This window comes from Wolbachia endosymbiont of Rhagoletis cerasi, assembly GCF_018454475.1.
Taxonomy (GTDB): Bacteria; Pseudomonadota; Alphaproteobacteria; order Rickettsiales; family Anaplasmataceae; genus Wolbachia; species Wolbachia pipientis.
On the sequence record NZ_JADCNC010000013.1, the window covers coordinates 17,380 to 30,797 of the forward strand.

At 34.2% G+C, this 13,418-nt stretch carries 9 protein-coding genes, 1 tRNA gene and 1 pseudogene; 4 read left to right on the top strand and 7 right to left on the bottom strand.

The annotated features are described in order from the left end of the window. Window positions 1–11 precede the first annotated feature (11 nt). Window positions 12–3,362: a peptidase M2 gene (locus INQ25_RS04985; RefSeq protein ID WP_213863211.1), complete on the bottom strand. Its 3,351-nt coding sequence runs from the start codon at window positions 3,360–3,362 to the stop codon at window positions 12–14. A 250-nt stretch (window positions 3,363–3,612) separates the two neighbouring features. On the opposite strand from INQ25_RS04985, the gene INQ25_RS04990 reads away from it, so the two are divergent. The 3 genes from INQ25_RS04990 to INQ25_RS05000 all read left to right on the top strand — a co-directional run bounded on the left by INQ25_RS04990 (window position 3,613) and on the right by INQ25_RS05000 (window position 6,538). Further along, a tRNA-Val gene (locus INQ25_RS04990) sits at window positions 3,613–3,685 on the top strand. A gap of 26 nt (window positions 3,686–3,711) precedes the next feature. Beyond that, window positions 3,712–4,608 (top strand): cation diffusion facilitator family transporter, encoded by an 897-nt coding sequence (locus tag INQ25_RS04995; RefSeq protein WP_006280506.1) that lies wholly within the window; start codon window positions 3,712–3,714, stop codon window positions 4,606–4,608. Window positions 4,609–4,660: 52 nt separating this feature from the next. Further along, window positions 4,661–6,538, top strand: coding sequence for a hypothetical protein (locus INQ25_RS05000; protein ID WP_213863212.1), 1,878 nt, complete (start codon window positions 4,661–4,663; stop codon window positions 6,536–6,538). On the opposite strand, the gene plsY is transcribed toward INQ25_RS05000, so the two are convergent. The 6 genes from plsY to recA form a co-directional block, all read right to left on the bottom strand. Then, window positions 6,529–7,107, bottom strand: a complete 579-nt coding sequence (gene plsY / locus INQ25_RS05005; RefSeq protein ID WP_213863213.1) for a glycerol-3-phosphate 1-O-acyltransferase PlsY — start codon at window positions 7,105–7,107, stop codon at window positions 6,529–6,531. The two genes, INQ25_RS05000 and plsY, sit on opposite strands and share 10 nt — an antisense overlap. 12 nt (window positions 7,108–7,119) lie before the next feature. Further along, window positions 7,120–8,586, bottom strand: a complete 1,467-nt coding sequence (locus tag INQ25_RS05010; protein WP_155969383.1) for an alanine/glycine:cation symporter family protein — start codon at window positions 8,584–8,586, stop codon at window positions 7,120–7,122. Between the two features lies 1 nt (window position 8,587). Beyond that, a complete protein-coding gene (locus INQ25_RS05015) occupies window positions 8,588–9,931 on the bottom strand; it encodes an alanine/glycine:cation symporter family protein (RefSeq protein WP_213863214.1) in 1,344 nt (447 codons plus the stop codon). A 22-nt stretch (window positions 9,932–9,953) separates the two neighbouring features. Continuing rightward, window positions 9,954–10,724, bottom strand: coding sequence for a CDP-alcohol phosphatidyltransferase family protein (locus INQ25_RS05020; protein WP_015589351.1), 771 nt, complete (start codon window positions 10,722–10,724; stop codon window positions 9,954–9,956). Then, window positions 10,721–11,413: a phosphatidylserine decarboxylase gene (locus INQ25_RS05025; RefSeq protein WP_007548750.1), complete on the bottom strand. Its 693-nt coding sequence runs from the start codon at window positions 11,411–11,413 to the stop codon at window positions 10,721–10,723. Before INQ25_RS05025 ends, INQ25_RS05020 begins: the two co-directional genes overlap by 4 nt. Window positions 11,414–11,592: 179 nt before the next feature. Next, window positions 11,593–12,660, bottom strand: coding sequence for a recombinase RecA (gene recA / locus INQ25_RS05030; protein WP_010963008.1), 1,068 nt, complete (start codon window positions 12,658–12,660; stop codon window positions 11,593–11,595). Between the two features lie 624 nt (window positions 12,661–13,284). Between recA and INQ25_RS06495 the strand changes: the two are divergent. After that, window positions 13,285–13,413: pseudogene (locus INQ25_RS06495) on the top strand (DnaJ domain-containing protein); the annotation flags it as partial. Window positions 13,414–13,418 lie beyond the last annotated feature (5 nt).

Below are 13,418 nucleotides of genomic sequence, written 5' to 3' on the forward strand. Positions count from 1 at the left end.
CCTTGTATGTGTTAGATATAGGCCGAGTTGTGGTCGTGATAAATGTGATCGCTTGCGCAATCGAACATTTTCACAAAACCATTCTCTAGATAAAGATTATATTCGTGATGTTGATCTGATAATACAATATTATCTTGCTCCCCTGAATTGAAATGACTTGAATCTGACAGCAATTCGTAATTTGGATTATCTATTTTACTAATGCTGTTTATTACTTTGCCATTACCACTTGATATAGCTAAACTATAACTATCACCATCCTTCATTATCTTGATGGACACCTTATCTTCAGGTAACACTATAAGCTTCTTTGTGCCACTATCGTGGATTACGAATTTGCCTTTTTCAAAATAGTATTTGTCTTCCGGCAAAGCACCAACCTTATAATCTGATGTGTGCAGTTTGTTCCAAAAATCTAACACAGATTGCTTTTCTGCTCCTTCCGCTCTATCATACAAGGCTTTCACATCATTATAATTTATCGTTACATTTGCCTTATGCTTCCCTTCTGAGTCCTGCTCGTAGCTCTTTTCTATTTTGAGAATTGTGTCTTTTAATACTACCTGTTCTTGCTCTTTCTCCTCCACTGAAGCTGACCTTTTTGCCCTTGTTGGAATTTGTGGCTGATCAGACTGCATTTCACTATTGTCGTTTGATGCAGTTTTCTCTTCAGCAGCTTGTGCAACAACATTAGTAGTACTATGAACTTCTGTCTTAGTTTCACTTACTTGCCCTTTTGGACTTTCGGTTTGTTTCTCTTTTGTAAATATTCTCTGATAGTCCGTGTAGCCTCTATTAGTATCACCGATATCGCCACTGCCTTGATCAAAAGTTATTTTTTTACTTCCATTTCCCATATCTTCAATTTCAACTTGAGGAGAAACAGATGCTAGGAAATCGTTATAACTGTAGTTGTAGTCAGCAGAAAAGAATATTTTTCCTTTAAAATTGTGAAAGTTATTAGATAACATTCCAATTTCTTCATCACCATCAAACAATTTTACTTTAGTGAAATATGTTTGATCTTTTATTCTAACTATTTCACCACTAGAGTTTCTTTGTATGTGGTAATCATTTGGGTCGTGCTTTATAGCAAAAAGTTTGCCAGAGCCATATTTCTCTAAGTTTATAAGGCCCACATTTACATGTTTATGAGAATAATCTCTCTTTTCATATTCATGTGCAAATATTGGATCTATGTATCTATATTCGTCTGATATATTTGGCATACCTATTGGATGTTCATTCCCATCTTTCGTCACCGGAACAAGCTTATATGCTCCGTCTTTTTCCACTAATTTTAGATGAGTAATACTTTGTGGTAGTTGAAACCTTACATTTGCTCCATGGTCATGAATAAATAGATCACCTTTTTCGGTAATATAAAAGCCCATATTTTTGAATGTATGTAAATTTTCGCCTCCTTGTTTTACAACCGCTTCGTGTACATCGTCGTCTGTCCTATCTGTTCCCTTATTATCCAGTAGTTTTCCTTTTTCTACGATTACTCCATTTGCCTTTTGCTCATCAGAATATTGGGCATGCTCTGAATCCTGATGATTCAAAATTTTGGTACCTCTAAGGAGCAGAGAATCTAAATCTTTTTGGATGTGTCCAGTGCTAGGATGCAACAATTCATTTTCATGTAAATGCGCCTCATCAAAGTATTCATCACGTTCAACTGTTCTGCCATCTATTAGGGAAGCTTTATAATGACCGTTTTCTTTTGTAACTGCCATGTAAGCACCACCTTCGTATGAAACATTTAAGTTGTGTAATATATCCTCAAAAACGAAAGTTTCTTTAGTTTGGCCTTCAACTTGCTTAAAAAATCCTGATTCGCTCAATAATTCTCCAAGCTTTGTATTTCCGTCATATATAGACAGTGCACCCATATCTCCTTGACCATGAGCTTGCATAGAAAAAATCTTACCTTCTTGTAGATCAATATGAGTACCTCTGATTAAGTTTGGATCGATATTGACCAGCCCATCTAATATTTTTGCTGCTTGGGAATTATTTTCAATCTTATCAACAGCTTTGTTTTTTAGTTGATCAAACTTTAAAAATGCTGGTCTGTATTTTGTATTTTCCTCATTACGTAACTCTTCAATAGTAATCTCTCCTTTATGATATTTTTGATACATTTCACCACGTTCTTTATTCAAATTATCAAATTCATCTACCTGATTCTTAATTTCTGTATCATATTTTGATAATATCCTTAAAGCCTGATTTTTATACTCTTGACTGTTTCGATATTCATTACCTTGTTGGTCAGAGTAAGTTAGTTTATCCTGTCCATCGGAAGTTTTTACTACCTTGAGGAAATGATATTCCTTTGATATATCAAGTGTATCATTTGTTGCCCTATTTATAGCACGAGCAACATCATAAAATGCAACGTGTTCTACAGGAGAAAAACTTCCAACGTTTTCTCCATCCATTTTTTCTATATTTGCTTTATAGTAGGATACGTTTTTAATTTCTCCACCCACTATTTCTTGACCAATTGCTATGAAATCTCCTTTTGTAACTTGCAAAGCGTTGAGATGTTCCATTGCAGTTTCTGTATCATTCTCAGCAAGCCAACTTTTGAAGTCAGTATCGTGTCCTTTTATGTCTTTCAAGAAACTTTTTGACTCATCTGAGTTACCTTGACGTAAAGCATCTAGGTAGTCTCTTAATAAACTAGGATCTTTTTCCTGTAAGTACATTATCAACGCATGACCTGTTTTATAAACCAAGCTATTTGCTTCGCTGTCCTTTGAGTATTCTAAACTTAAAATTTTATCTAAATCCAAATTTGCAGCTTCAGTTTTGTCGATACTTGATCCTTGAGAATTGAATTTATGATCTGAATGATGCTCAAAGTAGTCTGCAATTCCTTCCATTAATACTGTAGGTAAAGATTTGCCTCCTGTAGCCAAGTAAGTTAAACCATGTGCAAATTCATGCTGAAGGTTATGAATGCCACCTTGCTGGTAGACGTACATTTCAGCAAAAACGTCAGCTTTCCCTTTGTAGTAACATTTACCACCTTCGTCTCCAAGGTAAGAACCGAAACGCTTGCTTCCGCCAAGGTGAGTGTAATCATCCTTGTCATCAAACATGTAAATTTTAAATGTTTGTTCTGAACTGCCGCGTTCTAACTCGAATGCGTTTTTAAAATTAGTAGCTGTTTCTCTTATCTCACTTTCAATGTTAGCAACTTTACTTGCTCTTAAATTGTGAGAATAAACCTCTACTTTAATATTTAAATCTTCAACTTCTATAACATGTGGCGAATTAAACCCTTTGCCGTTATTGTTGAAATATTCTGCTTTAATTATATTTTTATTTACTTGTTGACTAATTGTCATAATTTTAACCTCTAATTTGCTGATCTTTCAATATCAAGCATAAAGTAATTTCCCTAAAAAAAACGTAAATCCCTGTATTAATATAATTTATATCTTAATAAATAAAGTATAGATAGTTAACTTAATATGTAAAATTTAGAATATGGCTGAAATTCTATACAGCTATATTCCGGAATCACATTGGACAAGGACAAAAGCAAAGTGGTTTATTGACTTTCATTCCACCAAAGCACTATACTAAAACCACGATGGGTAATTAGCTCAGTTGGTAGAGCACTTGCTTGACGTGCAAGCGGTCGCTGGTTCGAACCCAGTGTTACCCACGTTTTTGTTTATGAAAAGATTTTATATGACAGCAGTGCATAACGGTAAACACTCAGCAGCGCAGTCCAAGCGCTTAATCTATTCCATAATAATAGTTGCGATAACAATGTTTATGGAAATAGTAGGTGGAATAATTTCACATTCGCTTGCTCTATTATCAGATGCAGGGCATATGCTCACTGACCTCTTTGCCTTGGTTTTAAGCTGGTTAGCACATAGGTTTTCAGCTAAGAAATCCGATTTGCAGAGATCATACGGATATCATCGGTTGCAGATAATTGCAGCATTTGTTAATGGTTTAACTCTATTCCTCATTGCAGTAATCATTATAATTGAGTCAATAAAGAGGTTTATTTTTCCAGTCAATGTTGAGTGGAAAGTAATGTTAATAATTGCTACACTCGGTCTTGTCTCTAACATAATAGTCTTTTTTATATTACATAGTAAATGCGAGAGCAATATAAACATAAAAAGTGCTGTACTACACGTTATAGGAGATATTTTAGGTTCTGTAGCTGCTATACTTGCATCTATAATTATCATGCTTACTGGATGGCAAATAGTAGATCCAATCTTATCAGTATTTGTTAGTGTGATAATTCTAAATAGCGGCTATAAAATTCTCAAAAATTCTTGCCATATACTCCTTGAAGGTACGCCTGAGGGTATATCTGCTGAAGAGATAAAAAGTAAGATCACATCAGAATTACCTGAAGTGATAGATGTGCACCACATACATACATGGTCGCTGTCTGATAATTATTTTATAATTACCATGCATGCTAAAATAAAGCAAAATGTGCAGCACACCAATGTTTTATATGAAATAAAAAAAATATTGCTAGATAAGTTCGAGATAGCACACTCTACAGTCGAGATCGAATACGATGAGTGTGCGGATAATAAGATACTTAAACATTGACGTTTTAAATTATTATGCTATTACTAGAGTGTAATGATGTTGAAGGTAAGCTATGATAGGTATTTCTCAAATACAATTTCCTTCAAAGGATTCTAGTAAGCTAAAATTTGTTAGCTACTTTGGAGCTTTTGTCTCGTTAAGCATTATCACTAATCCTGTTAATGTTCTTTTTTCTCTTGGTACTATGTTCTTCAGGTCTGAAATTAAAACTCTTTATATCTACAAAGAAATAAAAACGGCAAAACAGCAAAAAATGAGCAAAAGGGAATATTGGGAAATATTTTTTAAAAACAATACAATCAAGGTAGCAGCCTTCCTCTTGTTTTCTGCTTTCATAACATATCTAACTTTCACTACCACTTTCTTGCTTATTTCGTTACTGGGAACTATACCACTTACAATGCTATTAATTTTATTGCAGAGTGAACTAAGGCCAAAAGATTTTAACCCATTTACGCTGCTTAAAGCTTCTATAAATTTCTTTTTGGAAGGTATAAAAGAGAATTTACGTGGTATGGTTAATAGTTTTGATGTTAAGCTTGAACATTTACTGCCCCATCAATTAAATGATGATATCATTAAAAATATTGATAAATTAAAAGGTAAGTATAGTGAACAAGTACCTGAAGACGTAATCAAAAATGATGAATATATTCAATTCATTGGATATATAAACAATTCATATGAGTTTAGTGATGAGGATAAAGGAAGAGTAATTGCATTTTTAGATGACTTTTGCAAAGATGATCAAAAGCATAGCTCCGGCTTTACAGGTGGGCAGGTTCTGCTTTTAGTTTTAAGGGCTTGCAATGATGGAGACGGAGAAGCCGTTAAGAGTAAAAAGGATGCATTGATTTCTAATTTAATTGATAGCCAAACTTTCTCTAGAAAAGAGCGAATTCCTAACACTTGCTTCACCGGTATTATCTATAGAATGTTAAGCACGCTAGAGGGTATTCATCCTGATCCAGAAATTAGATTTACTCCCCCAAGGGAAATGTTGCTCTCAGAAGCACAAAATAAAGCACGTGAGTTTATGTTAGACAGGTTAAAAAACAAGAAAAACAATAAAGAAATTCTTAAGGCTTGGTATGACGTTCAAAATGGTTATGAAGACGATGAAAGTCAAAAAATAGTTGATGATTTTATTTCAGAAGTAAGTATTCCTTTAATGAGAAAATTATTGAGTATTACTTCTCAATATAGTGAACAAATTGTGCTGACGTTAATGAAAAATATTAGCTCTATAAAGTTAAATAAATTACAATGTTGTGAGCTGGTTCAGCACATGAGAAATAAACTGCAGGAGCATGATTTAGATGACCAAGAAAGTTTACTCGAAAACATCGGAAAAAAAGTATTCTTAGAGCTATTAAATCGAGATCTACTCGAGACAGATTTTTCTCTCAAGGATTCATCTTTGGATGGAGCTAAGAGAATAGCTAATAAGATAATAGAAGAAGAAGTAGCAGAATTTAAATTAAAGGCTGAGAAGACTATTGAAGGTCAGATAATTAGCATGTTAGATGGGTTAAGAATGCTCCCAAGAGAAAAAAGATGTTATAGGGTATATGTAGAACTCAGTAAAAATAACGAAAATGATAAGGAAAAAATAAAGAAAATTTTGCAAGAAAGGTTAAAAGTAACAAAAGCAGCAATGGATGAAATGTTAAAAAAAGGAGCTTCACATAAGCTAGAGTTAGAAATTGAAAGTGTATATGAAGGAAATAAAGATCACGTTACTCAACTTTATGAAAAAATAAGAGAAACAAAAAAGGAATTCATTGAAGATGGTCTTTTAACACCTCAAGAAGTAGAGAATATAACAAAAGCAAAAATCATAGACTTAAACAAAGAGGACAAAATCATACCGTCAAGCAATTTGTTTCGTAGTTTAAGTGTCAATAATTTGGCAGTACATTATCTATAAAATTTATACTCTTTACCTTGCAGAAGATTCACAATATTTCTGTGGTGTTTTAGGAAGACCAGTGCTCCTATAATTAGTAATGTTAAGAACAAATTCCTCTGAAAAAAAAAGGACCATGCTACAGCCGTTGAAGTAGCACTGAGTGAAGCAAGGGAAGAGTATCTAAAGGCAAGAAAGACTATTATCCAAATTATTACGAATACTAAAGTAATATCGATGTTAAATGCTATCAGTATCCCTAGAGCGGTTGCAACGCCCTTTCCTCCACTGAATTTTAGCCAAATAGGAAACATGTGTCCTAAAACTGCTAAAATTGCAGATACATATATATAAAAATCGTTATTATCACAAAATTGTTGTGCTATATAAACGGCAATAAATCCCTTAAAGGAATCCAGAAATAATGCCAAAGCAGCAAGAAATTTATTTCCCGTCCTTGCAACGTTTGTAGCACCAATGTTTCCTGAACCTACTTCTCTTAAGTTTATCCCTTTTATTCTTGTAATGATTAAGCTAAACGGTATTGAACCGAGTATGTAGGACAGCATAAGGACTACATACTTTTCCATTATACCAAGAACCTAATTAATTTTATTATTCCTCAGCCTTTTTAGGTAGCACTGAACTTCATCGTTAATCTGATTACTAAACAGTATAAGCGCTGTCATGTTGATGAGAGCTAAACAAGAGAATAAAGTTCCACCGATATTGGCAATAGCCATTATATCTTTAGAAAGACCAGAGAAAAACGCCACAATTATTACCGCTATGCGGTATATCACTATACTTTTTGCACCGAATAAATATAGCCACCCCATTTCACAACAATATACAAACGAAATTACTGAAGAAAATGCAAACAAAGGAGCAGCTACTGTTAGAAGGATAGGAAACCATGGAGAAACTGTCTCAAATGCTTTGTGAGTAATTAATATTCCCTCACCAACACCTGTTTGGTATGCACCTGTTATTACTATTGTTATTCCTGTTAAACAGCAAATTAACATTGTGTCAAAGCATGGTTCTATCATAGCGACTAGTCCAGTTCTTACTGGTTCTTCATCTTTAGTTGTTGCATGAGTAATTGAAGCAGAACCAACACCTGCTTCGCTGGCAAAGATTGCCCTTTGAATTCCAGCAACAAATGCTCCTACCATCCCTCCGCCAACAGCATTGAAATCTATCATAGTGGAAAATAATATTTTCAACGTATAACCAAGGTTATGAATATTAAATGCAATAATAATAATACAACTAAAGATATATATAAGTGACATAATAGGCACTAGTGCAGAAGATACTCTAGCTATCCTTTTAATTCCGCCAATAATCACTAGAGCAAGCAGCGCAGAAATTATGGAAGAAAGAAACCAAGAGTGACCATCTACCCAACTTGAATAGCCAGATAATATTGAAACCATTTGGTTGGTTTGAAACGCTACACTTCCACCAAGACCTGATAATACAAAGAATACTGCATACATGGCAGCCAGCACAATACCAAGTTTTTTAAATCCAAATTCCTCCAGACCATTCCTTATATACTGAAAGGGACCACTAAACAATTGGTCCTGATCTTCTGTTCTATGTCTAAACGCCAACGTTACCTCAGCAAATTTTGCTGACATACCAAAAAAACCTGTAATCATCATCCAAGGCACCGCTCCTGGTCCACCCATTGAAACTGCAATTGCGACTCCAGCAACAGTTCCAAGGCCTACTGTGCTTGAAAGTGCAGTCATAAATGCCTGAAAATGCGTAATATGACCATCATGGTGATTCGTGTCATATTTTCCACATAAAATAGCAAACGCATGCTTAAACATTCTTATGTTGAGAAATCCAAAACGTAATGTTAGAAACACATAACCAAAAACTAGTAGAAGGATTATAAATGGCACGTAAAGGATCTTGAAAAACAGTACTTCATTCATGAAGTTATTTATTCCATTCAACACAGCGTCATAACTTTCGTAAAAACCTGAAGCAGCGTACACATCATTAAACAATAGGCAAAATAACACCATACAAAGCAATCTATAAATCATGTTAATACCCTTTAGAATTGTAATAAGAATCTATTGTATTCAAAACTTCCCTTCTTAGTAGATATATTGCAACAGCATTTGGAATCATAAGGCACATAAACAAACTGTCACCTAGATAAGATATAAATTCTATATTCTTTGACATACAGCTGATATACACTGAAACCACTATAAGAATTTGGAACGGTATCAGTATTTTTTTACTACCAAATAAATACAGCAAAGCAACTTCACAGTAGTAACAATAAGCTATTATTGTGGAAAATGCAAAGGAAAACATCATTAGCGGAAAAACTAACTTGCTGAACAAGGGCAAAGCTGTTGAAAATATCGAACTAATTAGTGTAATATCACCCACGTTATCAGTGCTATGCATACCAGTGATAATTATCACAATACCAGTCAAAAATGAGATTAATATTGTGTCTATAAGTGGTGCAATCATTGCAACGCACCCAACTTTAATTGGATCTTCTTCTTTTACAGCTGAATGTGCTATAGCTGCTGTTCCGGTACCTGCTTCGTTAGCAAACACTGATCTTCTCACTCCGGCTATTAATCCGCTCAATACTCCGCTTCCTATAGCTGATTTATTGAAGATATCTTGGAATATTATGGATAGAGCATTCAGCAAATTACTTCCGTTTACATAAATTAAATATATACACATACCCACATATAGCACTATCATAATTGGTGTTAAGCTCGTTGAAACGAAAGCAATGCGCTTTATTCCTCCCAATATTACAATAAAGACAAGCAGGGATATAATAATGGATGCGTTGTATTCTAGGAGGTTATTTGATAGTGCTGCTATTTGATTTGCTTGAAATGGTATACCGCCCAAAATCATTGCAATAAGTAGCATAATCGCATAAGTGAAGGCAAGAAATCTACCAGTTTTTGCAAATCCAATTTTTGCAAGCCCGTACTTCATGTAATAAAAAGCCCCGCCAGTTGTATTTTCAGAGCGATAAGTAAATGCAAGCACCACCTCGGCAAACTTTATCGACATACCAAGTATTCCGGTAATTACCATCCAAAAAACTGCACTTGGGCCCCCTATTGTGATAGCTATTGCAACTCCTGATATTGTTCCAAGACCAACTGTTCCTGAAATTACTGTTGCAAACGCTTGAATATGAGTGATTATGCCATTGTTGCTGTTATTACACTTTAGATTGAATAGCGTCTGTATTCCATATTTAAGTAACCTAAAGTTAATGAATTTGAACTGGGCAGTACAAAAGATTCCAGTTGCAATTACCCAAATAATTATAAATGGAATGTTGAATATCTTTATATACAGAAATGAATTTAATAGTTCACTTATCTTCAAAATCATGCAGTTTTCTATTTTTTGTTAGCTAACGAGTTTTATATGTAAAATATATGTAAAACCCGATGCTTATTGGAATAGTAAGTGTATACACTATACCTAAAATTGGTAGAGTCATCCAGGGCTTACTGATGAAAAATACAATAAGTACTCCAAAAAATGACACAAATATATAGGATAGGCTTTTGGGAATATAAATATATTTTGCAGAGAAAGTTGGAATGTGACTTATCGAAAAAAATGAAATGGCCAGAAAGTAACAAGCTACGTTTCTTGTGTTAAAAAATCGCTCTATGAGAAGTAAGTATTCACTCTCATGAGATTGAAAGGTAATAATTATTGGTAACAAAGAAAGTAAAGCACACACTGGAGCTGGAACACCAGAAAAGAAAAATTTTTCCCAGTATGGTTGTTCTGAGTGTAGCGAAACATTAAATCTTGCAAGTCTTATTGATATGCAGATTACGTATATCATTACTAAAATCCAACCTATGACTTTGATTTCGTTTAGCTTCCAAAAATACAAAAGAAATGCAGGCGCTGCACCAAAATTTAGAAAATCTGCAAAAGAATCAAGCTGGGCTCCAAAATCGCTAGTTGATTTTAGAATTCTAGCTATTCTGCCATCCATTCCATCTATTATTGCTGCAATGATGATAAAAATTACTGAGAATTCCCATTGTTCATTAAATGTAAATTTAAGTGAAGTGAGACCAGAACATAAACCCAATAAAGTTATAAAGTTTGGGAATAATTTAGTAATAGGTAAGAATCTACTGTTACTTCCATCGTTATTCATATAACGTCAAAAGTAAGCTTCTCTTGAACGTTTTCCTTATTTAAGTTTGCTATAATTGTTTCACCACCAATAACAGTTTGCCCTTCTGAAACTCTGACTTCTGTATCAGCAGGAACATAGATATTCACTCTACTGCCAAACCTTATAATTCCAAACCTTTCACCTGCTTTTACGTTCTGGGATATTCCTAAATTACAAACGATACGACGTGCAATTAATCCAGCTATTTGCTCCACAATAATTTCTTTCCCCTTTTCGTATTCAATTACAATAACCTGCTTTTCATTTTCATTACTAGACCTATTGCTCATTGCGGATACAAACTTGCCTTTTTTATAACTCATTTCCTTTATCGTACCAGATATTGGTATACGGTTCACATGGACGTTCAAAACACTTAAAAATATGCTAACAAGCGTAAACTTCTTCTCCTCTCCGTTTTCTGCTGATAAAGGATAATTAACTTCTTCAATTTTTGAAATCACACCATCAGCAGGACTTAATATAAGATTCTTATTGTTTGGCACAGCTCTTGCTGGATCACGAAAGAAATAAGTACACAATAATGTCGGAAACAAGCACGTAACGCCAAACCCCCAAGATATAGAGAATGCTATACACGTTACTATAAAGGAAACTACTATAAATGAATAACCTTCCCTGTTTATATTAGGTAAACCAAAACACATAATCTTATTAACAATAACCTATTGTTAACAATTTATCATTTATAATTTCTCATGAAAAGCTTTTTTTAACTGCTTCAGCAAAGTCTTTTTGATACAAGACAGATTGTTATATTAGCACATAGAATTACCGTCATACTGTAACAACCCGTCCAACACAAAATCTAATGCCTAAGTTTAGATCAGAAAACTGATTCTTCTAAAAGTTGCTCACTATCCTCGTCTATTATGATAGAATTATCATGATTTCTGAGTAAATCTCTGATTTTCGTTTCTATTTCATTTGCGACTTCTTTGTTTGTTTTTAGGTAAGTTTTTACATTCTCTCTTCCTTGCCCAAGACGTGTGTTGTTATATGAATAGTAAGCGCCTGCTTTTTCAAGCACACCAAGCTTTGCTCCCATATCTATTATTTCTCCGAGTTTTGATATACCTTCATTGTACATTATATCAAATTTCGCTTCTCTAAATGGAGGAGCAACTTTATTTTTTACAACTTTAACTCTTGTTTCATTACCTGTAATATTTTCTTTGTCTTTTATTACACCAACTTTTCTTATATCAAGCCTTACAGAAGTATAGAATTTTAATGCATTTCCACCCGTGGTAGTTTCAGGATTTCCATACACTACTCCTATTTTCATACGAATTTGATTAATAAATATCAATATACAGTTCGCTTTTGAAACGGCAGAGGTTAGTTTCCGTAGCCCATGACTTAGAAGCCTTGCTTGCAGCCCCATATGTTGATCACCCATATCACCTTCAATTTCAGCTCTTGGAGTTAATGCTGCGACAGAGTCAATAACTATCACATCAACCGCACCAGAACACACTAAATACTCAACAATATGCAACGCCTGCTCTCCAGTGTCTGGTTGTGAAATCACTAAATCATCAGTGCTTACCCCAAGTTTACGAGCATATAAGACATCCAATGCATGTTCTGCATCGATAAATGCGCATGATCCTCCTTTTTTTTGTGCTTCAGCAATCACGTGCAAGGCAAGAGTGGTTTTACCAGAACTCTCGGGGCCAAATATTTCAATTATACGCCCTTTTGGCAGACCTCCAACACCTAGAGCCGAATCAAGCGCAATTGATCCTGTGGATATTGTGTCTATTTTTTCTACAGGGTTTTGCTTCAACTTCATTATTGCACCTTTACCGAATGCTTTTTCAATCTGGCTTATTGCGTTATCTAGCGCTTTTTGTTTATCACTATTTCTTTCTTCTGGGTTACTTGCCATAGATCATTTATTAATTTATATAATTCTCTATGATAATCAAACGCGAATAACCTGCCAAGGTTTTTCTAGTATTTATGTATTATTTCAATGAAAAATATTAACGTTTCCATAAAGCAGATATTTGTTTGCCTTCGTTAGTAACACACTATACTTTAGTGTACGAACGTTGCAATTTGCAGCATAGCAGGTGGTGTCATCCAAGTAGCCAACACTGAAATGACTAAATTCGAAATGGCTACATGAATTTATTGTAAATTACTACCGTATAAGGTGCGATGCAACAAAGCCATTCCAGTGTCAGCTACTTGAATGACACCTCTTAGATGGGTCAGCTACTCAGATCTGCCATGAAAACTGCAACCCTAAATGTTGGAGTACTGTCGTACACTAAGCGCTGTAATGACAATTTTAGTCGCTTCATACACTTATCATGCTAGTCATAACAGAAATAATTTTTACCAAAGATATTTATGAAATAATTGACATAGTTTGGAAATATGTATATTATAGAACATTAATAGTTAGTTAATTTGTAGGTGTAATGTGGCTAGAAATGTTTTGAATGAAAATGAGTACCACGCTTTAAAGCAGTTGTTTTTAACATTTAATATTCAAAAGGAGGATGTGGTAAATTCTGACATTAAGAATATTAAGAAAAAGCTTAGTCAACAATACCGTAAATTATCGTTAAAATATCACTCAGATAAAAACCCAAACAATAAAGAAGCGGAGGAGAAATTTAAGGTTATTGCATTAAA